Origin of the sequence: Psychrobacter sp. NPDC078409 (assembly GCF_050268505.1) — a bacterium.
Taxonomy (GTDB): Bacteria; Pseudomonadota; Gammaproteobacteria; order Pseudomonadales; family Moraxellaceae; genus Psychrobacter.
The window spans coordinates 82,172-109,003 of record NZ_JBNNGW010000003.1; the positions used below are offsets into that span (position 1 = coordinate 82,172).

The window sequence follows — 26,832 nt, forward strand, 5'->3', positions numbered from 1 at the left end:
GCTATTACTTTGAACGAATAAGGTCTTTTTCGACTGCTTTGTACATCAATAAACCTAGAAAATTAACACCTACCATCCACTTTAAAAAATATCCCATATCAATATGATATGCAGGATAAGTAGGAGATAGTGCATTTCTCATTAGCTCAATATTATGGACAAATGGAATATATAACAAATAAGTCAGATATGGCTCAGGAATAATATGAATGGAATACATAATTCCAGATACAAAGTATAAAATAGTAAAAATTAAGCCAATAACTTTGCTAATTTCACCACCATAATAACCAACCACCATCATTATCATTGCTAGCCCAAAACCAAATATAAACAGGGTTAGCCAGCAAAATAACACCACGTGAAGATTAGCAAAACTAATAGGAATACCGATAAAAGCCAGTATGGTTAGTAATAGTACAAATGTAAAAAAGTAAATCACTAACTCTAGAAATGAACGTGCAATAATGACATCAATATGACGTACCGAACGGTACATTAGAAGACCTTGATTGGCTTCTACTGCCCCTAGTGATCGTGTTGCTATTGTACTCATCATACGAAATGGTACTAAACCTGCAACCAAAAATAGCATGTAATCCATTCCAGGTAACACACGAGTCATGATAGCGCCAAATATTATTAGATAAATGGCAACTTGAAACATGATTTCTAAAGGCGCCCAAAGGTAGCCTAAACGATATCCACCAAAGCGAGTCTGTAGCTCGCGCATGATCAGTGCATGAAATGCTGCACCCATGACTTTAAGGCCACTGCGATGCTTGATAGGACGATAAGGAGGTAGTTGTACAGACATGGCGTTACAGGACTTTACCGAAAACAGCCCCTATGATAAGTAAGCGCGACATAAGTTACAAGAATTAATCTGTATATAGACAGATAAACCTATGATTTAGTAAGAAATCTGTAAGTAAATCACACCTGAAATGCTATCTATCAGTCGCTTCTAGTTTATAAAACCATTTATTTTAGGCAAAAAAAAACCAATCTCAATAGATTGGTTTCTTTAGTACTGCTATATATGGTGGCGATGAAGAGACTTGAACTCTTGACCTCACGATTATGAGTCATGCGCTCTAACCAGCTGAGCTACATCGCCGTTTTAGGCTGCACATTATGCCCAAGCTATTGACTGCCGTCAACCCCTAATAAGCATTTTTTGCAAAAAAACGAATTTAATTCAGATTAATTGCAACTATTACTACATCAAACAATAAAAAAGGTTTGGTAAACCGATAAGCCGGGTTCTGTCGTGGACGATCATTCCTCTAGGCGTATCATCGCTAATACGCTCAAGCAACCTACCCGCATCGAACGCGGGCCGCGCCATGCCGATGCCTATTTGGTCTTGCTACGCGTGGAGTTTACCATGCCGTGAACTGTTGCCAGCCACGCGGTGCGCTCTTACCGCACCCTTTCACCCTTACCGATAATACCCTAAGATACTAAGATACTAAGATACTAAGATACTAAAGGCGGTCTACTCTCTGCTGCACTGGTCGTCAAGTTACCCTGCCCAGCCGTTAGCTGGCACGCTGCCCTATGTAGCCCGGACTTTCCTCCCCTGCTCATCTGTTGCCAGTGTGCAGCGGCGATCGCCTAGTCTACCAAGCGCGCTAGTATAGCAAACTTATGACAGTCTGCGAATGTCTTTTGAATTTATTTTTAAAGACAACATAAATAAGCTAAACAAAATTTTCTGGCAGCGTTTCAATATTACCGACCAAGTTATCTTTTAAATACGGTATCTGTAGCCAATGTGCTTTAGGATAATAATTGTCTAAATATTTTCGTAGAAACTCAATAGTGCTATTTGCGATCTCAGTATCCGTTTGCTCAGCAGCATCATGAATATGATTATAAATTACACTATGTACCATCAATCCACGCGACTTTATGGCTTCTAAACTCAGCAACGTGTGATTGATGCTGCCCAATCGACCAGAGGTGACCAAGACGATAGGATAACCTTGCTCAGCAATATAGTCTAATGTGAGTAGATTCTCTGTAATCGGCACAAGTAAGCCACCTGCACCTTCTAGTAGTATCGCATCATACTGTGCCTGCAATCGCTTGGTGGCGTTAGTAATCATATCAGGATCAAGTGTTTCCCCTGATAGTTTAGTAGCCAGATGAGGAGACGCAGGCTTCTTATAACGATGAGCACAAGTCGTAAAATCGAGATCATATGGCTGTAGAGGTATGTCCATTAATTGACGATGAGTAATAATGTCATCAGCGATATTCATCTCACCAGTATTTGGATTGATCGATACGCCCGTCTGTACTAGCTTTTGAGTGATGACGCTCACACCTTGTTGCATAAGTGCTTTGGCAAGTAGTCCAGTGGCATAGGTTTTACCGATATCGGTATCGATACCAGAGACAAATAAAACACTCATGGTTGACCTCGGTTTTCTAAATACGTACGTACTACTTTTAGCAGTGATTGGCATAAGGTAGTCAGTTCATTATCAGTAATCACGTAGGGTGGCATGATATACACTAGTTTACCAAATGGTCTGACCCAGATACCATGATTAATCAATAAAGACTGAAATGTAGGCATATCGACCGCTTCATGCAACTCAATGACGGCGACTGCACCCAAGCAGCGTACTTCAGCAACGCCTTCTGATAACGCGGCTGGTTCTAGCTGCTGTTCCATAATATTCTGCATATTTGCGGTACGCGCTTCAATATCATAAGACATAATCAAATCAATCGATGCACAAGCAACTGCACAAGCCAGTGGATTGCCCATAAAAGTTGGGCCATGCATAAGGGCTGGATAGTCACTATTATGAATGGTATCGGCAACTTTTCGGGTGCATAGCGTTGCAGCAAAAGTCATATAACCACCTGTCAACGCCTTACCAATGGTCATGATATCAGGGCTAATAGCCGCATGTTCACACGCAAATAATTTACCACTACGGCCAAACCCAGTGGCGATTTCATCCGCAATCAATAGTACATTATGCTCATCGCACAGTTGACGCAGCAATTGCAGATATTCAGGACTATAAAAACGCATTCCGCCTGCGCCCTGAATAATTGGCTCAATGATAAAACCTGCCAGCTGCTCACCATACTTGAAAAAAAACTGAGCTAATGATTCACGCTCATCTACTGTCAAGGCGCGATCAAAGCCAAGTGGCGGCGCAGGGACGAAATGCTGCATCGGTAATTGCTTGCCATATAGGCTATGCATACCATTAACAGGATCACAGACACTCATGGCATGCCACGTGTCTCCGTAATACCCTGAATGGGTTGAGGCAAATTGTTGCTTGGTTGGACGCTTGACAGCTACTTGATACTGCAGCGCCATTTTTAGTGCCACTTCTACCGCGATACTGCCACTGTCCGCATAAAAAATTGCATCAAGTCCAACAGGTACAATGTCGAGCAGTTTTTTACCTAAATCTATCGCCGGCTGATGGGTTAACCCACCAAACATGACATGCGCCATTTTACCCAACTGCTTAGTCAGTGCGTCATTCAGTTTTGGATGGTTATAACCATGAACGCTCGCCCACCATGACGACATACCATCGATCAGGCGCGTGCCATCTTCGGTGATGATATAAATACCTTCAGCACGATCGATTACGATATTAGAATAAGTGGGTGGCAGGCTGGCATAAGGGTGCCAAAGGTGTTGCTGATCGAAGTCATTTACGACTTGGATAGATTGCGTGGTTGTTGTTTGCGTGGTCATCGTGTTGTCCCTAAAACGTTGTAAATCCAAACGTCGTCAATCGCTTATAGATACTTTATTGACCCGTAATACGTTTGTATTTAGATAGCAGGTCGCTTTCAGTCTCAACATGATTGGGATCGTGAGGAATACAGTCGACTGGACAAATCACAACGCATTGTGGCTCGTCAAAATGTCCGACACATTCTGTGCATAGATCAGGGTCGATGACATAAATATCATCCCCTTCTGAGATGGCTTCATTGGGGCAAGCAGGCTCGCACACATCACAGTTGATGCACTCATCAGTGATTAATAGTGCCATGAACTGTTCCTTATATTTTTGCTTATATCAGTCATATATGGCTGCTCCTTGCTATTTTAGCAAGTGCTAGCAGCATATCTTTGATACAGCGTCTTTTATTTAATATTTAACTTTTTATCGAATGCTTGCAAAACACAGGGTGGAACGAATTTATTGACGTCACCGCCAAGCTTGGCAATTTCGCGAATCATGGTAGATGAGATAAATGAGTAATTCTGAGATGGAGTTAAAAATACCGCCTCAAAGTTTTCATCAAGCTCACGATTCATATTAGCCAGCTGAAACTCGTACTCAAAATCTGACATTGCACGCAAGCCACGCAAAACTGCCGTGGCGTTTTTCTCACGCATAAAGTCAACAAGCAATCCTTCAAAACCAATTACAGATACTTGCGGTAAATCTGCAAATACGGTTTCGACCAAAGCAACGCGCTCTTCAAAATTGAACAAGGGTTTTTTATGATGGCCTGAGGCAACCGCGATAACGACCTCATCAAATAGCTTGACGGCGCGTGTGACCAAATCTACATGACCGTTGGTAATAGGATCAAAGGTACCAGGGTATAGAATTTTGGTATGTAGCTTTGAGGAATTGGGAGAAATAGAGTGGCTCATAGCATGACTGATATAATCGGTGATATTAGGCCATATGCTAGCAAATTTTGCTCAAACTTAATACTTATCTGCTACATTTGTCCTAACAGCTGATTTACCTTTTCATCAGAGGCTTTGATACAATAGGCAGTTCGACTCATCCATCTCATAATCGAAATAAAAAACAAGACCAGTTATTGGATTAGGATGAGGAATTAGTGGGACTGATTAAATAAGGAGCCTGTGTTTTAGGTCATCCTTATGGAGAAGTTATGTCAAAAAAATCAAAAAAGCCAGATAATCAGATTTGCGCCAATAAAAAGGCGCGTCATGAGTACTTTATCGAAGAAACCTTTGAGGCGGGACTGGCATTACAAGGTTGGGAAGTCAAAGCCATTCGCGCAGGAAAAATGACGATTACCGAAGCGTACGTCATATTCCGCAATAACGAAGCCTTCTTGTTTGGTGCGCACATTCAGCCATTACTATCGAGCTCAACGCACGTTAGTCCAGACAGTATTCGTACCCGTAAACTGCTGCTGAACCGTCGTGAGATCGAAAAACTATCTGGGGCAATCAACCAGAAAGGCTACGCTTGCGTACCGCTGTCTTGCTACTGGAAAAACTCATTGGTGAAATGCCAAATTGGCCTAGCATTGGGTAAAAAGCAGCATGACAAACGTAAAACGCTAAAAGATCGCGACTGGGAACGTGATAAGCAGCGCGGTTTCAAACAGCATTTAGATTAAGCATTTTTTAATCTATATAAAAAAGGACGACTCAATAGTTATGAGTCGTCCTTTTTTTCGTCTACGATATTTATAGATATCACCATACAGCTTTGCTTACCAATAACATTTCATATAAGCATTTCATATAAGAACTTGGCAATCCATTCTATTATGCAATTTGCTCTTCTAGAGACAATGCTGTCTTTCTACTAGGCTGACGTAATTGCCTAATACCATGGGCAATCAAACACCCAATACCTAACCAAATCAGACCATAGCTATAGATCATCGCTGACTCAAATGGGTTGCCTAGTATGGTCACTGCCAAAATAAATAGCAACGCTGGCTCTAGATAGCTCATCATGCCATAGACGTTAACTGGTAGCATTTGACTGGCATCAATATTGCTCTTCATCGCCAAGACACTGAGCACACCTAAACCTATTAGCATCATGATAAAGAACCCAGAGCCGCTAACCAACGCCAAACTGCTTGGGGCAAAGAAGAACAAGTAAGCAAGAGCAAAGGGCGCAAATATCGTTAAATCAACCAATAATCCAGTCACGGCTCCGATTCCCTGCAGTCGGCGTAAAATGTAGTAAATAGGGTACGTACCGCATACCCATAGCGTCGCCCAAGAGACACTTTGGGTACGAATAACTTCGCTACCCACGCCCAATGCAGCAAAGGCTACTGCCAACCATTGCAAACGGCTTAATTTTTCGCCAAAGAGGACACAACCAAACACTACCATCATTAACGGAAATAAGAAGTATCCCATCGCGGTTTGCACACCTTGGCCATTCACTGGCGCCCACATAAATAACCAAAACTGGCTAAGGAATATCGGTGTAGGTAATAGCAACCAAGCCCATTGCTTAGCGCCTTTTAACACTTTCAATTTATCGATGTGCAATCCCAGACGCCCACTTACCATTAAGTATCCGACCAACGCTGCCCACATCGCGAGCATGCGCCAGATAAAAACTTGTGTCCCTGATAATGGCGCTAAAAAACTGCTATAGGCATAGAGTACGCCAAATAGCACATTGGACAATATGGCAAAAGACACCCCTAATATCAGAGTGCGTTGTTGTGCGCTACCTGTCGTCCAAATCGCAGGTAGTGGCAAACGTGCAGCAGTCGTTGCTAGCGTATTAGCGAATACATTGGAGAGCATTGAGATAGACATGATAAGCACCGTAGCTATTAATAGATGATAAAAAACCAATAGGTAGTTCTTTGTTTAAAGCAGCTCTGATTGGTACGGTCTATTTTACTAAGGTGCTTTGATATATTATCTCTATATAGATTTTTTAATGAATAAAAATATCAAATAAATACCATATAAATCATTATTTTCTTATATTAGTATTTTTAGTGATAATATTTATAAAAACCGATAGAAAACTTTGCTATTAAGGATATCCTGATATGAGCCATACTTTAGATAATATTGATAAAGCTATTTTAAATTTGCTGCAAGATGATGCGACCCTACCGCTTAAAACTGTCGCAGAGCGAGTGCATGTATCCATTGCGACGGCGCAGCGGCGTATACAAGCGCTGATAGATAGTGACGTGATTACCAAACAAGTAGCCATCGTCAATCCTGACAAAGTGGGCTATGGCCTGACAGCCGTAGTGATGATAGAAATGGAGCGCTCTAATACCTCAATGCAACATCGGTTTGAGCGCTTGATGGATGCGCAATCGCGAATCATGAGCTGCTATGAAGTATCAGGTGATTTTGATTTTATGCTCATGGTCAATGCAAAGAATATGAGCGATTATCATCAGTTCACCCGCAGCTTACTGACTTACGAAAATAACGTGCGCAACTTCAAAAGCCAGTTTGTGATGAACTTTACTAAGAGTGGAACTAAAATCACCCTAGATTAATTACAACTAATAAGTCACAGCTAAACTTACCTATCATATGACAATGGATGATAAGTAGCTAAATTACATATAAACACTGTACGATATTCACCAGACATCCGAGAAGAAATAAAAACTCGGTAGTTAATTTCGTAAGCCCATCTATTAGACAAGGAAGCCTAATCATGACTGACCACACAAATGCTGCTAATAAGAACATGAAAGCGTCATTAAAACCGTTAAACCCATTAAATTCAAAAAAGGTAATAGCAGGTGCTCTGTTTGCTACGGTACTAGCCAGCTCAGGCTGTGCGACCAGCTCATTGTTAGACAATAGCGGGCATGTCACCACGAACACAACAAAGCAGATACTGTCTGAAGATCAAATTGTTGCCTTTGGTCGTCCTGCGCAGGCGTTACCAAAAATGCCAAACGCCTCAATGGTTATCGTAGGAGAGAAGAACAGCTACGTTCTCACCCAAGGTGGAACAGAAATGGTGAACTTACTGAGTAACCTCACGCAAAAAAATATTCAAGTGGATAATGACATGAGCTTTCATGTACCCAATAACGATGGGTACTTTCAAGGTGAGATGAAACTGTCTTATGCTAAATTGAAAGATGAATTTAGGCGCTCAGACTATCAGTTCTTTTTGCAAAATAACGGTAAAGAGTGCACTTCAGCGAGCGATCAACGTATCAATGCTCAGCGCTTTTGTTTTAGCGTTCCTGTCAAAGGCGCTATCTATCCGCAAGTTAGTAACTTAGGTTTGATTCAATCAAACTATCGCGCACTGACTAAACCATATACGGTGAGTTTTTATACACAAACTCAGCAAGATGTCGTCACTCGTAGCGGTCCAAATGGCGCACAAAAGCTAGTACTGCTACCCTTTGCCCTCGCCTTTGACGTGGTTACTTTCCCGCTTCAGCTATTGGACTAGGTAGTTAACTATTAGACCGCTCATCGTCTAGTAACAAGTTTAAGGCTACATCATAAAATCTACATCTTGAAAGCTACGTTATAAAAGCCCCTTTATATAAGGTACGTTATCGAAAGGTATTCCATACTAAATCGTAACGTGCCTGCTTAATATTTTAGAATAACTTTTCGACCAGTGTTTTCGGGTAGTTTTGTTTTGCCTTCTCTGCCGCTCGAAACATCATCTCATCTGCTTCGACAGGGCCTGCAACATCGCATAAGCATACATAAGCCAGCTGCATCAAATTATTCAACAGGTGCTCATTATCAGGTACAGGCGGGCGATTGCCTTCTAAAAACTGACTGATGTTAAGACTATGCCCTTTGAAGGTGCGCTCTTGCGAAACAGTTTGGTGCATGGTTAGAAATAGGTTACGACTTTCTGTTTCTGATAGCTGACTGCGCAGCGCTTCTATGACGGTATAAAATGCCAAAACCAACTCAGATACAGGGATTGGCGCTTTAATTGCTTTATTATGACCATTATGGCTATTGTGACTATCAGCCTCGACAGTCTGCTGACTGTCCGCTTGCAACGTAGCCCAAAAGCCTTTCCTAATATCGGACTTATAAGCTTGCAGCTCAGGATAGCGCCTTGTCGCATCCAAGACGCACTGTTGCATCATTTTCACAGAGACCGTCGAATATCGCTGCCACTGTGATTTGAGCAATCGCACCTCTTCAGGATGTAGATAATCGGCAAGCACTTCTGCCATCGCAGTCACAGCTTGGTCTACGGATTGAGTATCAATATTCATCAGCTCGCTCCTATAAATGTCGCTCAGTTAAACTCTTGGAATCAAACATTTGCTTTTGAAATTCAGGGTAACCAAGCTCTGCATGCTCAGTATAATCAAGACCGCGCTGCTCATGTAAGCGGCTGGCTTTTAACCCAAAGCTTAGATCGATCAGCTTATACATCACTAGACCCAATCCCAGTCCCCAGCCTAACGCCACGCCGACACCCAGCGCTTGTACACCAAGCCTCGATAAGTTAAACAAATCTCCTGTATAAAACAATCCTGCAGCGAGCGTACCCCATGCGCCGCCAAAACCATGTACTGCCACTGCCGAGACCACGTCGTCTACTTTGAATTTTAATAATGCTTGCGATGATAAGATATAAACCACGGAAGCAACCGCACCGATAATGATAGCGAAGACAGGCGTCGTAGTCGCACAGCCTGCGGTAATAGATACCAAACCAATCAAGCTGGCATTGACACTATCGCTCAGCAAAATGGCTTTGTTAAGCGATCGGGAGATCAGCATGTAGCTCACCACAGCACTCACTGCTGCAACAAAAGTATTGACTGCGATTAAGCCAATATTGCCTGTGATAGATAACGTCGATCCAGCATTGAAGCCGAACCAACCAAACCATAGGATAAATCCGCCTAACGCCAGCAACGTCATGTTATGCCCTGCGATTAGTCTTGGTGTGCCATCAGGTGCGAAGCGGCCTAGCCTTGGGCCAATGACCAAGATACCTGCCAATGCCAACCAGCCACCGATAGAATGCACGACAGTAGACCCAGCAAAATCAATAAAGCCAAGCTCAGCAAGCCAACCCGTCCCGCCAAAGTAACCGCCCCATACCCAACTGGCAAACACGGGATAAATGAACAAACAAATCAAACAGGCGGCCACCGCATAGCCGATGAACGAAACGCGCTCTGCCATTGCACCACTAGCAATGGTCACTGCTGTCGCTGCAAACATCATCTGAAAGAACATCAATGCCCAGTCCATATTAGACAAGGCGACTGGCATAAAGTGATCCGTGCCGACAAAGCCTGAATTATTAGTACCCATCATCAGCCCAAAACCAACCAAGTAGAACGCCAGACCGCCGATACACATGTCAGTGTAATTTTTCATCATCACGTTTACCGCATTTTTTGCTCGTACTGATCCGCTCTCAAGTAGCGCAAAACCTGCCTGCATAAAGAACACCAATACCCCGCCCCAGATAATCCAAGCGATATTTTGATATTCGAGCAGCTGTGCCACGGTCAATGTGTCAGTCTCAGCAGCTTGCGCGCTACCCATTGCTGTAAACAATACTGTACTTAGCACCAGCCTATTACTTAGCGATAGTTTTAATGGTTGTAATAGTTTTAATAATGTCTTTACCGTGTCCAGTCCAACAGAGGATGTTCTCATTTTATCTCCAAACACTTATCTATCCGTTCAAATATTATCGGTGCACTATTTTTACTCATTAATGCACACAAATAAGCCCTAATAAGGGTGGAGCAAAACCTGTGCCAAAACCTATTATTAGAAATTAAAGAAACTTATAAATATGAGAAAACAAATGACCAGTAACAGTCAGGTCAGTATGTTGACTATTACGTTTGCGAGAATATAGCTATAAATCGAACTAGGATAGAGAATGATTGTTGGAAGTAAGTTTGATTGAACTAATAATGTGACTGTTCTGTCTAGACTGTTTTTGCCATTATAATGCTGTGCGGTCAGCTTACTTTGCATGAGCAGTTTATCTCACGCTATCAATAACTTATCGGCAATCGTCCCTCATAGAATAGGTCGCATAGTGAAGACGATTCATGTTAAAATGAGCGCTTTTAAATTCGCCTTTATTATCATTGGGTAATAAGGGCTGTATTTTTAGTGCCATTTTTCTAATTAACAGGTCCGCCCATGTCTGCCGATACCATCGCCCGCACTGCCTTTAAACAAGGCACCAAGCCACTTTATGATTATGACAAACACTGGGCGAGCTGCTACGAGCCAGCGCCTTATCTACCGATGAGCCGCAAAGAGATGGACGATCTGGGCTGGGATGCTTGTGACGTCATCATCATCTCAGGTGACGCCTATGTCGATCATCCAAGCTTTGGTATGGCCATCATCGGTCGTCTATTAGAGTCACAAGGCTTCCGTGTTGGTATCATCGCTCAGCCAGATTGGAAGAGCAAAGACGCCTTTATGGAACTTGGCAAACCTGTCTATGCGTACGGCGTAACCGCGGGCAACATGGACAGCATGATCAACCGCTATACCGCCGATCGCAAAATCCGTAGCGATGATGCTTACTCTCCGGGCAACGTGGCAAACAAACGCCCTGACCGCGCGGCTATCGTCTATAGCCAGCGCTGCCGTGAAGCCTATCCTGATGTGCCAATTATTTTGGGCGGTATTGAAGGTAGCTTACGCCGTATCGCTCATTATGATTATTGGTCAGACAAAGTGCGCCGTAGTATCTTGCTAGATGCGCGTGCTGATGTCTTACTATATGGTAATGCTGAGCGTGCGATCGTCGATGTGGTACATGGTCTGTCTAAGGGCTATAGCTTTGAGCAGATGAGCAAATTGCGCGGTACGGCTTACTTATTGACCCCGACTCGTCGTCACTGGCAAGAAGATATGACTGAGGTTGCGAGTAACGATGTCGATACCGTTGGCCGTGTCGATCCAATCATCAACCCTTATGTAATGACCGAAGACGTTGATAGCTGTTCAATTGAGCAGAGCAAACCATCGGACTCGCCTGTTGGCCAAGCTATGTCATCGATGTCGTCACAATATCAGGGCTTCGTCGCAGAACCTGTCGCTAATAAAGTTATCAACGCTGAACAAGTCGACGAAGAGACGCAAGTGGTGCAAATGCGCGGCTTTGATAAGCCAATGACCGCACGTAAGCATAAGCTAAAAATGCCACCACGTGAAAAAACCGTCATTCGTCTACCTGACTATGAGCACGTCAAATCTGACCCTGTACTTTATGCTCATGCAAGCCGTATCCTGCATTTAGAGACCAATCCAGGTAATGCTCGTGCGCTTGTACAGCGTCATAGTAGCGGTGCTGGTAACTCGCATACCTCTATCGACGTTTGGCTCAATCCACCACCAGTGCCACTCTCAACTGAAGAGATGGATTATGTGTTTGACCTGCCGTATGCGCGTCTGCCGCATCCAAGTTATGGCGATGCGCGTATCCCTGCTTATGACATGATCAAATTTTCGGTCAATATCATGCGTGGCTGTTTTGGTGGTTGTACCTTCTGCTCGATCACTGAGCACGAAGGCCGTATTATCCAGAGCCGTTCAGAAGATTCAATCTTGCGCGAAGTTGAAGCGATTCGTGATACTGCACCGAACTTTACTGGTGTGATATCTGACCTTGGTGGCCCGACTGCCAATATGTATCGCCTTAGCTGTAAGGATGAGACAATTGAAAAGAACTGCCGTAAGCCGTCTTGTGTCTATCCTGATGTCTGCGAAAACCTGATTACCGATCACAGTAACTTAACCAAACTATATCGCAAAGCCCGTGATATCAAAGGCGTGAAAAAAATCCTGATTGCTTCAGGCTTACGTTATGACTTGGCAGTGAAAGATCCTGAATATGTGAAAGAGTTGGTCAGTCATCACGTCGGTGGTTACCTAAAGATTGCGCCTGAGCACTCTGAAGAAGGCGTGCTATCGAAGATGATGAAGCCGGGCATGGGCAGTTATGATCAATTCAAAGCCATGTTTGAGCAATTCAGCCAAGAAGCTGGCAAAGAGCAATATCTGATTCCTTACTTTATTGCTGCCCATCCGGGAACCAAAGATGAAGATATGATGAACCTTGCGCTTTGGCTCAAAAGTAATGGCTATCGTGCTGACCAAGTGCAGGCGTTTTATCCAAGCCCAATGGCGACCGCGACTACCATGTATCACACGCACAAGGACCCACTACATAAGGTCAGCCGTGATGAAGGTGACATGGATATCGTCAAGTCTGGCAAGCAGCGCAAATTGCATAAAGCGTTCTTGCGCTATCATGATCCAAAAAACTGGGTACTACTACGTAAAGCCCTGCAAGACATGGGTCGTAGCGACTTGATTGGTAAAAATCGTGGTTGCTTGATTCCACCATTTAACGCCAGTTTAGAAGGGCGTGATGCCGCGCAAGATACTTATCAGTCAGCGCGCAAAAAGAATAGCCGTGTTGGCAATGATTCAGTGAAGCGCAGTAATGGCTCGTCAAACAACAGTGCGTCAGCTAAAGGTGCAGCGGGTAAAAACAGTAAGAAGAAAGTTAGCAAAGGCAATTTCCAGACTCAGCATACTGGTCTGCCACCACGTAAAACCAAGTAGTATTCATAGTATAAAAATGCATGCTCAATCTAGAGCGTGTTAAGTAAAACAAAAAAGCGCCTATCGGCCACTCGTTGATAGGTGCTTTTTTATGCGCTAATTTTATAATCGCGCATTTCGTAATTAACACTGTTTACTTTTCACCATGTCACAAATTGCAAGTTACATTAGACAGTGGTTGGGTAACGAAGCTAACAGGTAACGAACAATTTCTAACATTGAAATGGTTCGTTTTCGCTACTATAACCCTCATATGCTAAACGCATCATTAAGAACAAGTAAATGACATCAGCGAAAAGCTTTGGAGAGCACTATGAAAATGATAACTAAAATTGCGACTACCCTACCAGTTTTTGCCCTATTGAGCGCTTGTGCGACTACCGCACCAACTACCCCAGATGCAACTGATACGCCAGTTCCAGAAAAAGTAACCGCTGCCTATGATCGTATGGCACCAGCACCATACACCTGTACCGATGACAGCAAAATCATGGCAAAGCAATCTATCAATAAAGAACAAGTGATGCTCAACGTCACCTTGCCAAAAGTAAAATGGGCCGAGCAGCCAATCATCCTAAACGGTAAAGTGAAAGGCGAAGTTGCAAGCTATGTAAATGACTCAAACCCAGAAGTCGCCTATGCATGGCACATGAAAGGTGACAAAGGTATCTTTGCGATGAAATGGGCTGACGGTAAAGAATACCAAGTAAACTGCCAGATCTAATCAGTTAGAGATACGCTCATATCGTAATAGACAAATAGTCGCAACAGAAAAAAAGCAGTCATTATATGGTGACTGCTTTTTTATGCGTGTTCGTTTGATACGTGTATAAAGGTGGCTATAAAAACCAGTATCAGATAGATAGTTGTATAGTCAGTTCAATATAATTTCGATACAAGGAAACCGAGTGCAAATTATACATTAGTATGCTTAGCGAGGATGACGATGTAGCGGATTTATATAGACTTGACTATATAGTTGATTCAATTTAAGAGTAGTATAAGGCAGCCGAGCGCAGTAGTAATTGTGATACTGCAAGCGAGGTTAACGCTGTCATTCCTTTATAGAGGATTAGACTATATCAAAACTTACCATCTAATGTATTTCGCTAGAGAAGCACAAAGAAAGCTGTCAAAATAGCAGGCAAAGCAAATCAATCATGATCAACAATCAAAAGGGTAACTCGATGGCAAAGCGTCTGATAAGTATGATGGTAATTGCAACGGCAAGCATGTGGACGCTGACAGGCTGCGATAACGCTACCGATTCTGTCGATGCCACTGAGAAAACTGCGGAGACAGCAACAGGTCCATCCGCACCAGCAGCCGACACCATCGACTGGTCACTGGTAGATAGTGGTGAAAAGCCTGCTGACCCTACCAACTATAAGTATCCATTTGCCATCGATAGTCAAAACGTCCGCGACTATGCAGATTACTTCAAAGTGGATGCTGCGACCGCTCAGCATAATCTGACGGTGAGCATGGCAAGTAATGAAGCACTATCGAAAGCCTTGGATCAGCTGAGCGAAACCTATGTCTCACACGAGCTAACCGATGGCAATGAGATGACGCTTATCATTCATACCACGCCTGATGTCGCTGCCAGTCGCTATGATTATGTGCTGTCTGATGACTTTGCCAAAGGGTTGGTGCTACCTATCGTGATTCAGCCAGATGGTAAGAAAGGTGATGTGAAAGCGCATGGTGAGATGGTGGAGTAGAGAGCCTATTAGTTTGCGTATGATACTAAGAAATTACAGCTTTTAGTGTTTACCTCTACGCTAGCTAGTCCATAGTTAATTGAAAAGTGTTTTTCTGAATTCTTTTACATACTTCCCTTTGTGAAACTTCCATTTAGGGTTTTCATCAAATAATTGCTCGAATAAGTCTTTACTCATTGAATGACCAAAGCTATGAAATATCATGACTAAAATCATGTCATAGGCTCTAAATAGAACTCTGTTCATATCGGTGAACATTTTGGCCGACTCAAAACCAATTACACATCCTTGCTCGTAGTTTTTTATTTGTTCATCTATTTGTTTTTTTGATGGGTGGACATAAACACAAGATTTATAGAAAAAATCCTTAACCTCATCCTGAAATTCATCTTTCAAATCATCAGAAAATGGTGTTGAATACTCATTTATTATTTCTATTGAAGATCTTGGTACCTTGTCTCTCAAATACTCAGTTTTAGATTCAAAGCTTTCACCCATTTTTAGACAATCAACGATTACATATTTAGTGATCATTTCAATTAGATATCGTAGCTCTCTTTTGGCTATGTTATATATTCCGTTCTCAACCATTAACTTGATGCCAATAGATGATTGGATTAAATCGTCTATCGTTCTTATAGATAGAAACTCACTATAAATATTTTCACTTCTTGTTGAATAAAATGATATGGCTCTAACAGTATGAACAAAATTCATAGAGACTGTTTGAAGGAACCGAATCTCTTGCTGATACTGCTGAGAACTATAAACTTCATCTGTCCAAGCCAAATTTTTAGTTGTAAAGGATTGCTCTATTGTTTTGCTTAACATTTCAATTGGATTTTCCATAATCTATATCTTTCACGTCAAATTGGTTAAAAATCTGATTGATTAGCGGTTGTATATAAGATGCGCCTAGCGCACTATACTCAAATATGCGCAAAGTTTTTGATTCAGTCCAAGGGACGAGTGCTGCATAAATTATTAAAGAAAGACTGCACATGATCTGCATATTTGTTCACTTTAAAAGAACTTAATGCTGAGGCCATGCTTTTAAAACTTTATCTTTTGCTCTTGCGCTAGGGACGAGCGTATTATTAAAGTATGACCTAACCAGAAAATCCCCTCTAAGGGATTTTCACTTGCGAACCTAAAATTGCAGTGCAATTTTTTAACGGCTCTCATCCCCAATCATCGTCAAAAACTCTTCCTCACCTACCACTTTAACGCCCAATTTTTCAGCTTTGATCAGTTTAGAGCCAGCCTTATCCCCTGCCAGTAGCGCAGTGGTTTTTGCCGAAATACTGCCTGATACTTTTGCACCCAGCGCTTGTAGTTTGGCTTTGGCTTCATTACGTGCCATGCTATCGAGCGCGCCTGTGATGACCCACGTTTGCCCATCGAGTGGTAGCCCTTCTGAGGCGATTTGCTCGACCTTATCCCAGTGCACGCCAGCTTCAAGCAATGAATTAATCACTTCGATATTGTGCGGTGCACGGAAGAACTTATAGGTCAGCTCGGCGGTGATTTCTCCGACATCTGGTGTTTTTATCAAGGTCTCAATACTGGCTGCCATCAGACTATCTAAGTCACCAAACTGCTGAGCAAAGTTCTGTGCTGTGCCTTCACCGACACCGCGAATACCGAGTGCATAGATAAAGCGAGCCAATGTAGTATGCTTGCTAGCTTCGATAGCGTTGATGATATTCTGAACTGATTTTTCACCCAATTTCTCAAAGGTGACCATCTCATCTGCATGATTGTGCAACTGATAGATATCAGCGACCGTTTTGACCAGACCATGCTCAAAGAAGCTAATGAGCCAACTCGCACCAAGCCCATCGATATCCATGGCACGACGTGAGACAAAATGAATAAGTGCTTCTTGCTGCTGAGCTGGGCAAAACAATCCGCCCGTACAGCGAGCCAATGCTTCGTCTTCAGGCAGCACTACGGGAGAGTCGCAGACAGGGCAAGTAGAAGGTAGTGTGACTGGCTCGCTATCGGCTGGGCGCTGATCGTGCCAGACACGAGTGACTTTGGGGATGACATCGCCTGCCCGATGGACGCTGACCGTATCGCCTGCGCGCACATCTAAACGCTGAATCTCGCCAAAGTTATGCAAGGTAACATTGCTGACAGTGACGCCGCCGACTTTGACAGGCTCAAGCTTACCGACTGGTGTGATTTGACCCGTACGGCCGACTTGCCACTCGATATCGTTTAGACGTGTCATTACCGTTTCGGCAGGGAATTTATAGGCAGTCGCCCAGCGTGGCTCGCGTGATAGGTAGCCAAGTTGCTGCTGTAACGCAAGGCTGTTTACCTTAATTACCATGCCATCGATTTCAAATGGCAGATCGCTACGCCCTTCTATCACTGACTCATAATACGTCTGCGCGGCGCGTGGATTTGCGACTACTTCTACGGCGCTGACTGTAAATCCAAGCTCGGTAAGCCATGCCAACGCTCCTGATTGGGTGTCGATAGTATCTGGCAAACCCTGATTGACCGAATAGCCATAGAACGCCAGTGGACGACTAGCAGCAATGGCTGGATCTAACTGACGTAAGCTACCAGCAGCGGCATTGCGTGGATTGGCAAAGGTTTTACCTTCGTTCTCTTCTGCCAATCGATTGAGACGCTCAAACCCTGCCTTGGGCATCAATACTTCACCGCGCACTTCTAGCAACTCAATGTGAGCAGCACCGGCTATCCATAGTGGCAAGTTACGAATGGTTTTGGCATTTTGGGTAATATCTTCCCCTGTCTGCCCATCACCGCGCGTAACCGCTTGGACAAATTTTCCGTGCTCATACTTCAGTGAGACAGCCAGCCCATCAAGCTTTAGCTCCATCTCGTATTCAGGGTTTTGCTGCGAGTCGCTGAGACGATCATTAACACGGCGCATAAAATCGCGCAAATCATCATATTCAAAGACGTTGCCTAGCGATAGCATCGGAATGTCATGCGTGACTTGGGTAAAGGCAGATAGCGGCATATCGCCGACTTGATTGATTGGGCTATCTGGCTGCACCAAATCTGGATATTCTTCTTCGATCTCAAGCAACGAGCGACGTAATTGATCGTACTCGCTGTCTTCTAATATCGGATTATCGAGCACATAATAAGCATAGTTATGCGTTTTAATCGCTTCAATAAGCGCACGCATTTTTGAGACAATCTCTACACTACTATCGGTAGGACTGGGTATATTAGATGTCACAGGTGCTTGGTTTTCTACATGAGCAGATGGATTTTTAGAATTATTTGATGAGGTAGAGTCAGTCATAGTCGGCGTCTTTTTTGCAATTCAAGATGTCGATATGATAACAAGTTTGTAGGAAGCTCGGTATAGTCAATCCTATATAAATCAAATACTATGTCAGGCTTGCTCAGTCTACTATGGTTAGCATTTCGCAGAAACTATAGCCCAATAAAAAAGGCAAATAACGTTAATCGCTATTTGCCCTTTCTATGATTTCTGCTATTAATCAGCTTTTAACTTTCTTAGCTTAGCCTTTAAACTGCTAACCCTCATAATCACGAACTTGATTACGTAGCTGCTGCTTGTATTCAGGCGTAATTGGTTCGTTCTCTTCATCAAGCATAATGGCATCAAGGTCGCTTGCCATCATATAAGCAATGCTCATCATGCTATCAAAGCTGCGCACGGCTTGTGGATGGGGCAATGATAAGAACACGACCACACCGTTATAAGTGTTGGTCGCGACACTATGCGGATCAAACGGCGCGATACCGCTATCAGTGATGCCCATCATGCTAAACCACAGCATACCAGTGCCGTCTTTTTGCTCATAGCGATGGAACATATTCATCGCGCCATAACGTAGGCCATATTTATCAATCAACGCTAATAGGTCACGGCCACGGATAATCGCCGCTGGACGGTCACGATATTGGTGCGGCAAGATGGTGATATTGATATTGTCTTTGGCATTAATCAATGGACCGTTTTGCGCGTCATCACCTGACTCTGATAGATGCTGATCCAGTATCGGGCTGTTGTCATCGAAACTTGGCTCTTCTGCCGTATCGATGGTTGGCATCAGGCTATCGGTCGCTGACATTAGACTAGAGAACGCATCAGGCTCTTGCTCAATATGCATCTGATCGGCGACTTCTACAAACTCAGCACTATCGGCACGGCGCTGCTCTTCTTGCCAGCGCGCGTAGTCGGCTTCATCGATGACGTCATGGTCGTCAGCTGCTACATGGTCACGCTCAGCCGTTAGTTGGGCATCAACGTTAGTATGCGATTGCGTCAATGGCTCTTCTTCAACTACAGCATCCAAGTAGCTACGATCTGGACCGATGCTCGTCTCGCCTGCGACCGTATCATCAAGATCTGGCTGATCGACGATGTTACGCTCGTGACGCGGTATGATGGGAATACCATTTTTATCATAATTGACCGCAGCAGCTTCGGTAGCACCGCGGCGCTTAAAGCTACGAATGACCATAAACAGCCCTGCGAGCACGATAAACGCGGCAATGGCAATCAATATAAACTGAATAACGGTCATGATAAATACATCCTAGTATATATAACAAAAGGGAATACACAAACGAGCATAAATGGCAATATTCTAGCATGGCTGACCTATATCGTCACCACATTGTGTACTTTATAACCAGTATGCTGGACTGAGGTCAAGCTTATTTGCATTTATGCCAATTGATTGATTATATTTGCATCGCGCTGATTCTCATAGCACTTTTAGTGTCGGCTATTTTACGCTTAGCTCTCTACGTAGCGTGCGGCTTCATCGAGCGACACACTGACTAGTGTAGAAATACCTGCACTTGGCATGGTAATACCCTTTAGCTCATCAGCAATTTGCATCGTTAATTTATTATGGCTAATAAAAATAAACTGTAAATCATCTGCTAGCTCATGGATGAGACTGGTAAAACGCGCGACGTTGGCATCATCAAGCGGTGCATCGACCTCATCAAGGACACAGAACGGTGCAGGATGCTGCTTAAATATCGCAAAAATCAAACTCAATGCAGTAAGGGTTTTTTCACCGCCCGATAGTACCGCTAAGTGACTGTTACGTTTACCCTTCGGCTGCGCCATCAAGGTAAGCCCTGCCCGCCATTGTTCGGACTTTGGCGTATTGGCTGGTATCTCGTCAGTGTTCAACGTCAGGCTAGCTTGTCCGCCGCCAAAGACTTTGGCAAATAAATTGGCCAGCTCATTATTGACCGCATCAAGCGTCTGCATAAACAGCGTTTTAGTCGTCTCATCAATAGAGGCAATCGCTTCAGTCAATGTCTGCATACTAGCCGCGATATCTGCCGTCTGCTGTGCGAGTGGCTCTAGGCGTTCGTTTACCTCGGCCAACTCTGCGACCGCTGCCAAATTCACTGGCCCAATCTTACTCAACTGCTGGGTCAACTTGGCTCGCTCGGACTCTAGCTCAGCGATTTTGTCTGGACGGACGCGGCGATCATGAGCGATAAAATCTGCTAGCAAGTTTGAGACGCTCATGCTTTGTTGAGGTTGCTCTGCTTGCGCTTTATATTTATGACTCACACGATAGTAGGCATCTAAAGCGCTCTGCGTGTGCGCGCTAGCATCCTCTAACCGTGCCGCGCTTAATGCCAACTCAGTAGCATGACGGGCAAGCTCGCTTTGCTGCGTTTGTAACGTATTTTGCAATGTATCAAATGCTGTCTGCTGCTCAGCGTACGTTTGTTTTAGTGCTGTTAGCGCAGTATCACGCTCGTTCAATAGCACTTGCTGCTCATCGCGCGTTACCTGTGCAGACTGTAGTGCGGCTTGTAGCTCTGGCAATTTAGCCTGTTGCTGCTCGTGACGCGTCTGTAGACTTTGCTCATTCTCTAACGACTTATCGTGTTGCTCAGTCGTACGAGCCAGACTGCTAACACTATGTTCTAAACGCATCTCGTATTGCTGAATACGCAGCTGTAATGCTTGCCACGCGTCATCATTAGCTTGACGCGCACGGTTTAGCTCGCTGCGCTCAGCTTGCAGTTGCTGGTTTGTCGCTCGTGCCTCTACTATTTGCGGAGTGAGCGTAGCAATCTCGCTTTCAATATGCTGTTGTTCTTGCTCAAGGGTTTGTTGCTCTTGCGCCAGTTCTTGCTTTTCTTGCTCAAGCGTTGCTTTATCAGCGTTCAGGCGTTGGCTATCCGCTTGCAAGCGCTCAGCGTTGGCTCGCTCGGTCGTCAGCTGCTGCTGGTATTGATGCTTATCACGGGTTAACTGCTCAGCTTGCGCGCGCGTTTCTTCTAAGCTAACTAACAACGCATCATAATCGCGCTGGTCTTTTGCAATAGATTTTTGCTGATCTTGTATTTTGCTTTCAAACTCATCAAGCAAGCCTTCTAACGCTTGTAGACGCGTACGCTGTTGTAGACGCTGCGTGAGGAATTGGCTATTGCTATCGTTTTGCTCATCCTGTGCACCAGCGAATTTGCTTAAATTAATCGTTCCATGACGACTGATCAGCCAACCGTCTTCGGTAAGTAAAATAGCGGACGATAGTAATGACTTTAGTACATCAGTAAGTGTATCAACCTCATGCTGCTGACTGGTCTCAAACTGCGCCGTATATATATAACATTGCTGCCAAAGCGCTAATGTAGGCTGTCTAATCAACTGCGATAATGACAACACTTTATCAATCAAACTATCTGGCAAGTCGCTGACAAACTCTTGGTCGCTAATATTACTTTGCGCAGCAGGCAACCATAAGCTATGACCCGTCTCCACTAGAGCTTTATCCTTTGCAGTGGCAGACGTATTTTGTGCCGTTTGATAAGTCAGTAAATCTGCAACGTCATGCTCAAGCGCTTGCCATAAGCTATTCGCCTGTTGAGAAATATCATTAGCGTTATTAACGTCTGATTGCTTAATTTGATTAGCTTGTTGGTTAGCAACCAGCACATGGCTGTCTAGCCATAATGCTAGGATACTATCGAGTAGCGGCGCATACTCCTGCCCCTTCGCACTTAGCTCAATCTGCGCACGTAGCGTCGCGATGGCTAACGGCTGATTAAGTATGCCATCGCTATCTACATTATCTGTCGCGGTAGCTTTAATCTTTTCTGATTGCGGCTGCGGCTGTTGTGTAGGTTTCGGATGCAGTATCTGATGCAGGGTATCGTATTCGCCTGCCAGTAGCGCATGACGCTTTTCATAATCGCTCAACTCGCTCTGCTGTGCGTTTAGTCTCTGCTGCAAACTATGCGCTTGCGGTTGTATCTCGGACAAGCGTTCATCGACGGCTTCGCGTTGACGCTCAACCTGCTGCAACTGCGTGCTTAGCTCAGTGACTTGCTGTTCTAGCACCCGACTGAGATCTTGCTCATTATCCGTCTTACTCACATCAGCACTGTTAGATAGCGCTATAGACTGCTGTAATTGCTGCCACAGGTTTTGCCAGTTTTGCTCGCGGCGCTGCCATTTATCATAGCTTTGCTGATGGCGCTTTTGTGCTTGAGTGTTGATAGCTTGCTGCTGTTCAAGCGAACGGGTTTTATCTTGTAAGCGTGACAGATTGTTTTGCGCTTCATGCCACGCGCGCTGTAGTGGCTGCTCATTACGCTTATAGTTGTCGCGCTTATCTGTCAGCTCAGTCAGCTGCGGACGTAGCGTTTCTAGCGCTTGATTCTGCTCAGATTGTTCAGCGTTGAGGCGTTCGATATCAGCGAGTGATTGATCACGCTGCTGAGCCAAGCCAGACAGTTGCTGCTCAATAGCGGTCAGCTGTGCCTTAGCATCACTTAGCTTATGTTCCGCTTGTTGATAGCCGAGCTGCTGCTGATAGTGAGCGCTCTGGGTATCGTCTTTGAGCCATTGCTCTTGGTTAATACGCGCAGTGAGCTTATCTTGCTGAGCTTTGAGCGTGTCGTAATCAGCTTGAAGTGACGACACCTCCGTAGCACTACGTTCATGCGCTACTTTCTGCTGTTGATGCGTTTGCTTGGCTTGATACAGCTGCTGAATAGCGAGCTGCTGCTCGATATCAGCCAGTGTTAAGGCGAGCTCTTCGTAACGCTGCGCACTAGCCGCCTGTTTAGACAGTGTTTTCTGTTGGCGTAGTAATTCGCTTTGCATATCGTGTAGACGCGCTAGATTGTCTTTTGTTTTCTCTAACTTCTTTTGCGTTTCTTCACGGCGAGCCTGATAGCGCGAGACACCTGCCGCCTCTTCGATAAACTCACGCAGCTGCACGGGACTAGACTCAACAATGCGCCCAATCATGCCTTGCTCAATCACCGCATAACTACGTGCACCCAGCCCTGTACCTAAAAACACATCGACCACATCACGGCGACGGCAACGCGTGCCATTGATAAAATAATCTGAGCGGCCATCTTTATTTACCTGACGGCGAACCGACAGCTCTTGGTACAAGTTAAACTCGTGGCGAATACCAGTCTGCTCATCTTGGGTATGCTCAAAGGTTAGCTCGACACTGGCGACACTTTTGGCTGTCTTATCTTGCGTACCAGCAAAGATAACATCACTCATCGCCCCGCCGCGTAACTGCTTGGCTGAGGTTTCGCCCAGCACCCAGCGGATGGCATCAATCACGTTGGATTTGCCACAGCCGTTCGGCCCGACGATGGCAGTGATACCATGACGAAAAGTAAAAGTAGTTGGATTGGCAAAGGATTTGAAGCCTGCCAGCTTTAGAGATTTTAAACGCATGAAGAGTCAATAAACTTAGCAAAAACAGGCGGCTATTCTACCTGAAATTGTAGTGGGTTTTTAGGGTTAAACGGCTAACTGCATAAACGATTTTGATTCAAGGCTTTGATGGAACCCTCGTAACAATTTTTGCTCCACTTGGCAGACACTATTTTCTGCTAAGTAGCGATTATTAAACTCGATAAAGGCTGACCAAGAGATGCTTGCCACTTCTAAATGATCGACTATCTCTAACAGCTCTGGTCTTAGCAAATGCTGATATTTCCTTGGCCGTTTATGACACAGAGCCAGCTCCCGATCTACGAGCGTTTGCTTGTTTTGCTTTAGCGCGTCACCACCGATAAATAACAGCAAAAACTTTGCCCCTTTATCGATAAAGCCTTTTTCTAATAAATGCTCGTACATCAAACAATACTTTAGGATTGGGTCTGGGTTTTTCCGACCAGCGAGCTTTAACTCATTCGCTATCAGCACATTCGCCTGATGGTTATAGGCTAGGTTGTCCATATACATTGCTTTTAGCTCTGTACTGTTTTCAAACATGCCGCTATTACCATGTGTCGACCATGACCCACTTGGCTCAAAGTTGATAAATTTACGATAAAATAAGTTCAGATAAACATCACTGCACAAACTCAAAAAGATATCGAATTCTTTATTTAGATAGTCTTCAGAAAAGAACGTTACGCGGCGCACGGCTTCTCTCGCATTACAGATACCCATCGTTTGCGTTGAATATGTCTCTAGCTGCTCAGTTTCATTCATTTTTGTATTGAGCTTTTTGATGACTGATTGCTCAATCTCTTCTATATTTTTATCTTTCAAATCTGGGTGGGCCGCCCACTCAATGATTTGGCGTACATATTGCTTTTTAGTGATGCCTAAAATACGCTGCGGCTCCCATGCCAAAAACTCTACCATATTAGAGAGACCCGTCGTCCATGATAACTGGTCTTTTAGATGATTCATTGAGCCGAAAACACGGCGGTATTTTTCTGCAGCTTTCATACTAATAATGTCTCACGGTTTGCATACTAATTTTATAAAAACTCATTATTGCTATAAGACACCCAACCCACTCAATAACAACTGCCCTCCAGCAAATATCAATAATATGCCAAACGCGCGCTTAAGCATCAGTGCAGGTAAGATATGGGCGAGCTTGGCACCGACTTTTGCCATGGCAAAACTGGCGACTGAAATAAACAAGAATCCTGTGACATGGACAAACCCTATCGTACCCTCAGGTAGATTGACCACGTCTTGACCGAACCAAGCAAAGCCCGCTGCTCCAGCCAAGGCAATTGGTAGACCGCATGCTGCTGACGTGCCGACCGATTGTTTCATCGGAAGTCCTGCCCAGTTCAAAAACGGTACGGTCAAGCTGCCGCCGCCAATGCCAAAGATAGAGGACGCCATACCAATACCCGTACCAGCACCAAACTGGACACCGGCCGATGGTAACGGTTTACCCATCTGCTCTTTATTCGAAAAGAACAGCATTTTTAGAGCGACCAATAGCGCACCGAAACCAATAATAGCCTGTAGTGCTTGTCCATCAATCATATCCGCGATACCCGCACCGACCAAACTACCGATGACCAATCCAAGCGCCATCTTGCGCCATACTTCCCAGCGCACGCCGCCGCGCTTGTTATGTGCAGTCAGTGAGCTGATTGAAGTTACAACGATGGTCGCCAATGACGTACCAATGGCCAGATGGGTGATTACTTCTGGCGAAAAGTCATAAGCGGTAAAAATCCAAACCAATGCGGGCACGATAATCATGCCACCGCCGACGCCAAACAAGCCCGCGCTGACACCCGCAAACGCGCCTGCAATCACAAACCACACATATAACATCATAGAACGAACCTTTTATAATACTGACTGGCGCTATAGTACTCACTAGCGCTTAGGCGTGCTTAATTGTATTTGCCAAATCTCAGCGTGACCTTTATGCTGTTTACTCGGTACTGTCTGACCGCAACAATCGCTCAGTATATCAAAGTTTCCTTTAACCACATCGACTAAACTTATGCCGCCACTCACTAGTTTTTTTACCTATTTATCCGAGCTCAATCACCGTCATGTGGCTAGTAGCGCCTCGACCAATAGCGAGCTGATAGAAGCCTTGCAAAACGGGTCGTTAGATGTCGCCACCGTACACGTTTTGACTGCGGAAACCCAAAGCGCAGGTCGTGGTCAGCACGGGCGCTCGTGGCAATCACCGCGCGGCAATGTCTATCTATCGCTATACCATCCTGTGCATATGCCAATCAGTGGCTTATTATCGCTCATCATTGGCCTTGAACTGGCGAAGATGCCTGTCATTCAAACACTGAACGAGCAACTGCAAGCGCAGGGACTGACGCCAATCGGTGTGAAATGGGCAAATGACTTGGGTTTTTATCAGCAAGCTCAGAGCCAATCTGAAGAGCAATCCAAAGAGCAACCTATAACGAACAGCTCGGTATTGGATTCCGTATTGGATAGTGATGTAGCAAATCAGCGTACCCTACCCTTTAATAAACTGGCTGGGATTTTGATAGAGCCAGTGACTAAAGCTGGTAGATTGGTCGGTGTGGTGCTAGGTATTGGCTTAAACGTACAAGCAGCACCAAAGCTCACCACGCAAACGTCAGAGGGTATGAGCTACCAAGCGATTAGCTTACAAGATATTAATGAGATGCTGCCTTTAGAGACACAACCTGCGAGCCTACCAGACCTACCAATGCTCTATCAGCAGATGTGCAAAGCATTGATGGCGGCGATGACACGCTTTGAGCATTTGGGCATAGAACAGCCAACGGGTCATACTTACTATTTGGATAGTTTTTTGGAGCAGTTTGCGACGATGGATGCGCTATCAGGTCTGCACTTACGCGTTACGCAAGACTATAATAATGAAGAAAAAGTCGTGACGGGAATCGCTTGTGGTGTCGACACACATGGCTGTTTGCAATTACGCCAAGATAGCGGTAAGATTTCTACGCTTTTTACTGGACGCATCGACGTTATTTATTAGGCTTAGACAACTATATTGATGA

21 protein-coding genes, 1 tRNA gene and 1 other RNA gene are annotated in these 26,832 nt (G+C 44.4%); 7 read left to right on the forward strand and 16 right to left on the reverse strand.

Going from position 1 to position 26,832, the window contains the following annotated elements:
* Nucleotides 1-4: 4 nt before the first annotated feature.
* From ACQKC9_RS06360 to coaD, 7 genes are all read right to left on the reverse strand, one after another.
* Nucleotides 5-817: an ABC transporter permease gene (locus ACQKC9_RS06360; RefSeq protein WP_057758376.1), complete on the reverse strand. Its 813-nt coding sequence runs from the start codon at nt 815-817 to the stop codon at nt 5-7.
* Nucleotides 818-1,043: 226 nt separating this feature from the next.
* Nucleotides 1,044-1,120 (reverse strand) — tRNA-Met (locus ACQKC9_RS06365).
* A 121-nt stretch (nt 1,121-1,241) separates the two neighbouring features.
* Nucleotides 1,242-1,632: RNase P RNA component class A (rnpB, locus tag ACQKC9_RS06370), an RNA gene on the reverse strand.
* A gap of 74 nt (nt 1,633-1,706) precedes the next feature.
* The gene (gene bioD / locus ACQKC9_RS06375) at nt 1,707-2,423 is read right to left on the reverse strand and encodes a dethiobiotin synthase (RefSeq protein ID WP_427621018.1); all 717 of its coding nucleotides are present in this window, start codon (nt 2,421-2,423) and stop codon (nt 1,707-1,709) included.
* Complete coding sequence (gene bioA, locus ACQKC9_RS06380; RefSeq protein ID WP_427621020.1) at nt 2,420-3,745, reverse strand: adenosylmethionine--8-amino-7-oxononanoate transaminase; 1,326 nt, start codon at nt 3,743-3,745, stop codon at nt 2,420-2,422. Before bioA ends, bioD begins: the two co-directional genes overlap by 4 nt.
* Before the next feature lie 55 nt (nt 3,746-3,800).
* Complete coding sequence (locus tag ACQKC9_RS06385) at nt 3,801-4,049, reverse strand: YfhL family 4Fe-4S dicluster ferredoxin (protein WP_021814308.1); 249 nt, start codon at nt 4,047-4,049, stop codon at nt 3,801-3,803.
* Nucleotides 4,050-4,144: 95 nt separating this feature from the next.
* Entirely contained in the window at nt 4,145-4,663 is a 519-nt protein-coding gene (coaD, locus tag ACQKC9_RS06390) for a pantetheine-phosphate adenylyltransferase (RefSeq protein WP_102078894.1), read from the reverse strand.
* Between the two features lie 251 nt (nt 4,664-4,914).
* Here coaD and smpB point away from each other — a divergent pair, with 251 nt between their 5' ends.
* Nucleotides 4,915-5,391 (forward strand): SsrA-binding protein SmpB, encoded by a 477-nt coding sequence (gene smpB / locus ACQKC9_RS06395; protein WP_057758370.1) that lies wholly within the window; start codon nt 4,915-4,917, stop codon nt 5,389-5,391.
* A 151-nt stretch (nt 5,392-5,542) separates the two neighbouring features.
* Here the strand turns inward: smpB and rarD are convergent, their stop codons facing one another.
* Complete coding sequence (rarD, locus tag ACQKC9_RS06400) at nt 5,543-6,565, reverse strand: EamA family transporter RarD (RefSeq protein ID WP_427621021.1); 1,023 nt, start codon at nt 6,563-6,565, stop codon at nt 5,543-5,545.
* A gap of 242 nt (nt 6,566-6,807) precedes the next feature.
* On the opposite strand from rarD, the gene ACQKC9_RS06405 reads away from it, so the two are divergent.
* Nucleotides 6,808-7,275, forward strand: a complete 468-nt coding sequence (locus tag ACQKC9_RS06405; RefSeq protein WP_101204277.1) for an Lrp/AsnC family transcriptional regulator — start codon at nt 6,808-6,810, stop codon at nt 7,273-7,275.
* A 164-nt stretch (nt 7,276-7,439) separates the two neighbouring features.
* Complete coding sequence (locus tag ACQKC9_RS06410; protein ID WP_427621023.1) at nt 7,440-8,198, forward strand: hypothetical protein; 759 nt, start codon at nt 7,440-7,442, stop codon at nt 8,196-8,198.
* A gap of 154 nt (nt 8,199-8,352) precedes the next feature.
* Here ACQKC9_RS06410 and ACQKC9_RS06415 read toward each other — a convergent pair whose 3' ends face one another.
* Both ACQKC9_RS06415 and ACQKC9_RS06420 read right to left on the reverse strand, forming a co-directional pair.
* Nucleotides 8,353-8,994, reverse strand: a complete 642-nt coding sequence (locus tag ACQKC9_RS06415; protein ID WP_427621025.1) for a hypothetical protein — start codon at nt 8,992-8,994, stop codon at nt 8,353-8,355.
* A 10-nt stretch (nt 8,995-9,004) separates the two neighbouring features.
* On the reverse strand, nt 9,005-10,288 hold the full coding sequence (locus ACQKC9_RS06420; protein ID WP_427612028.1) for an ammonium transporter: 1,284 nt from the start codon (nt 10,286-10,288) through the stop codon (nt 9,005-9,007).
* 615 nt (nt 10,289-10,903) lie between these two features.
* On the opposite strand from ACQKC9_RS06420, the gene ACQKC9_RS06425 reads away from it, so the two are divergent.
* From ACQKC9_RS06425 to ACQKC9_RS06435, 3 genes are all read left to right on the forward strand, one after another.
* Entirely contained in the window at nt 10,904-13,348 is a 2,445-nt protein-coding gene (locus ACQKC9_RS06425) for a YgiQ family radical SAM protein (protein WP_427621027.1), read from the forward strand.
* 313 nt (nt 13,349-13,661) lie between these two features.
* Nucleotides 13,662-14,072: a hypothetical protein gene (locus ACQKC9_RS06430; protein WP_427621028.1), complete on the forward strand. Its 411-nt coding sequence runs from the start codon at nt 13,662-13,664 to the stop codon at nt 14,070-14,072.
* A gap of 436 nt (nt 14,073-14,508) precedes the next feature.
* Nucleotides 14,509-15,072, forward strand: coding sequence for a hypothetical protein (locus ACQKC9_RS06435; protein ID WP_427621030.1), 564 nt, complete (start codon nt 14,509-14,511; stop codon nt 15,070-15,072).
* Nucleotides 15,073-15,147: 75 nt separating this feature from the next.
* Here the strand turns inward: ACQKC9_RS06435 and ACQKC9_RS06440 are convergent, their stop codons facing one another.
* From ACQKC9_RS06440 to ACQKC9_RS06465, 6 genes are all read right to left on the reverse strand, one after another.
* On the reverse strand, nt 15,148-15,921 hold the full coding sequence (locus ACQKC9_RS06440) for a hypothetical protein (protein WP_427621031.1): 774 nt from the start codon (nt 15,919-15,921) through the stop codon (nt 15,148-15,150).
* Between the two features lie 322 nt (nt 15,922-16,243).
* Nucleotides 16,244-18,364: an NAD-dependent DNA ligase LigA gene (gene ligA, locus ACQKC9_RS06445; protein WP_427621033.1), complete on the reverse strand. Its 2,121-nt coding sequence runs from the start codon at nt 18,362-18,364 to the stop codon at nt 16,244-16,246.
* A 238-nt stretch (nt 18,365-18,602) separates the two neighbouring features.
* A complete protein-coding gene (locus ACQKC9_RS06450) occupies nt 18,603-19,619 on the reverse strand; it encodes a cell division protein ZipA C-terminal FtsZ-binding domain-containing protein (RefSeq protein WP_191114706.1) in 1,017 nt (338 codons plus the stop codon).
* A gap of 215 nt (nt 19,620-19,834) precedes the next feature.
* Nucleotides 19,835-23,782 carry an AAA family ATPase gene (locus ACQKC9_RS06455; protein WP_427621034.1) on the reverse strand — a complete coding sequence of 1,316 codons (3,948 nt, stop codon included), beginning with the start codon at nt 23,780-23,782 and terminating at the stop codon, nt 19,835-19,837.
* Nucleotides 23,783-23,848: 66 nt separating this feature from the next.
* Nucleotides 23,849-24,790 carry a hypothetical protein gene (locus ACQKC9_RS06460; RefSeq protein WP_427621035.1) on the reverse strand — a complete coding sequence of 314 codons (942 nt, stop codon included), beginning with the start codon at nt 24,788-24,790 and terminating at the stop codon, nt 23,849-23,851.
* Between the two features lie 51 nt (nt 24,791-24,841).
* Nucleotides 24,842-25,645: a sulfite exporter TauE/SafE family protein gene (locus ACQKC9_RS06465; protein WP_427621411.1), complete on the reverse strand. Its 804-nt coding sequence runs from the start codon at nt 25,643-25,645 to the stop codon at nt 24,842-24,844.
* 175 nt (nt 25,646-25,820) lie between these two features.
* On the opposite strand from ACQKC9_RS06465, the gene ACQKC9_RS06470 reads away from it, so the two are divergent.
* Nucleotides 25,821-26,810, forward strand: a complete 990-nt coding sequence (locus ACQKC9_RS06470) for a biotin--[acetyl-CoA-carboxylase] ligase (RefSeq protein WP_427621036.1) — start codon at nt 25,821-25,823, stop codon at nt 26,808-26,810.
* Nucleotides 26,811-26,832 lie beyond the last annotated feature (22 nt).

Coding starts and splice junctions, on each gene's coding strand:
- ACQKC9_RS06360 (WP_057758376.1), bottom strand. CDS start 817: ATGTCTGTACAACTACCTCCTTATCGTCCTATCAAGCATCGCAGTGGC.
- bioD (WP_427621018.1), bottom strand. CDS start 2,423: ATGAGTGTTTTATTTGTCTCTGGTATCGATACCGATATCGGTAAAACC.
- bioA (WP_427621020.1), bottom strand. CDS start 3,745: ATGACCACGCAAACAACAACCACGCAATCTATCCAAGTCGTAAATGAC.
- ACQKC9_RS06385 (WP_021814308.1), bottom strand. CDS start 4,049: ATGGCACTATTAATCACTGATGAGTGCATCAACTGTGATGTGTGCGAG.
- coaD (WP_102078894.1), bottom strand. CDS start 4,663: ATGAGCCACTCTATTTCTCCCAATTCCTCAAAGCTACATACCAAAATT.
- smpB (WP_057758370.1), top strand. CDS start 4,915: ATGTCAAAAAAATCAAAAAAGCCAGATAATCAGATTTGCGCCAATAAA.
- rarD (WP_427621021.1), bottom strand. CDS start 6,565: ATGTCTATCTCAATGCTCTCCAATGTATTCGCTAATACGCTAGCAACG.
- ACQKC9_RS06405 (WP_101204277.1), top strand. CDS start 6,808: ATGAGCCATACTTTAGATAATATTGATAAAGCTATTTTAAATTTGCTG.
- ACQKC9_RS06410 (WP_427621023.1), top strand. CDS start 7,440: ATGACTGACCACACAAATGCTGCTAATAAGAACATGAAAGCGTCATTA.
- ACQKC9_RS06415 (WP_427621025.1), bottom strand. CDS start 8,994: ATGAATATTGATACTCAATCCGTAGACCAAGCTGTGACTGCGATGGCA.
- ACQKC9_RS06420 (WP_427612028.1), bottom strand. CDS start 10,288: ATGGGTAGCGCGCAAGCTGCTGAGACTGACACATTGACCGTGGCACAG.
- ACQKC9_RS06425 (WP_427621027.1), top strand. CDS start 10,904: ATGTCTGCCGATACCATCGCCCGCACTGCCTTTAAACAAGGCACCAAG.
- ACQKC9_RS06430 (WP_427621028.1), top strand. CDS start 13,662: ATGAAAATGATAACTAAAATTGCGACTACCCTACCAGTTTTTGCCCTA.
- ACQKC9_RS06435 (WP_427621030.1), top strand. CDS start 14,509: ATGATCAACAATCAAAAGGGTAACTCGATGGCAAAGCGTCTGATAAGT.
- ACQKC9_RS06440 (WP_427621031.1), bottom strand. CDS start 15,921: ATGGAAAATCCAATTGAAATGTTAAGCAAAACAATAGAGCAATCCTTT.
- ligA (WP_427621033.1), bottom strand. CDS start 18,364: ATGACTGACTCTACCTCATCAAATAATTCTAAAAATCCATCTGCTCAT.
- ACQKC9_RS06450 (WP_191114706.1), bottom strand. CDS start 19,619: ATGACCGTTATTCAGTTTATATTGATTGCCATTGCCGCGTTTATCGTG.
- ACQKC9_RS06455 (WP_427621034.1), bottom strand. CDS start 23,782: ATGCGTTTAAAATCTCTAAAGCTGGCAGGCTTCAAATCCTTTGCCAAT.
- ACQKC9_RS06460 (WP_427621035.1), bottom strand. CDS start 24,790: ATGAAAGCTGCAGAAAAATACCGCCGTGTTTTCGGCTCAATGAATCAT.
- ACQKC9_RS06465 (WP_427621411.1), bottom strand. CDS start 25,645: ATGTTATATGTGTGGTTTGTGATTGCAGGCGCGTTTGCGGGTGTCAGC.
- ACQKC9_RS06470 (WP_427621036.1), top strand. CDS start 25,821: ATGCCGCCACTCACTAGTTTTTTTACCTATTTATCCGAGCTCAATCAC.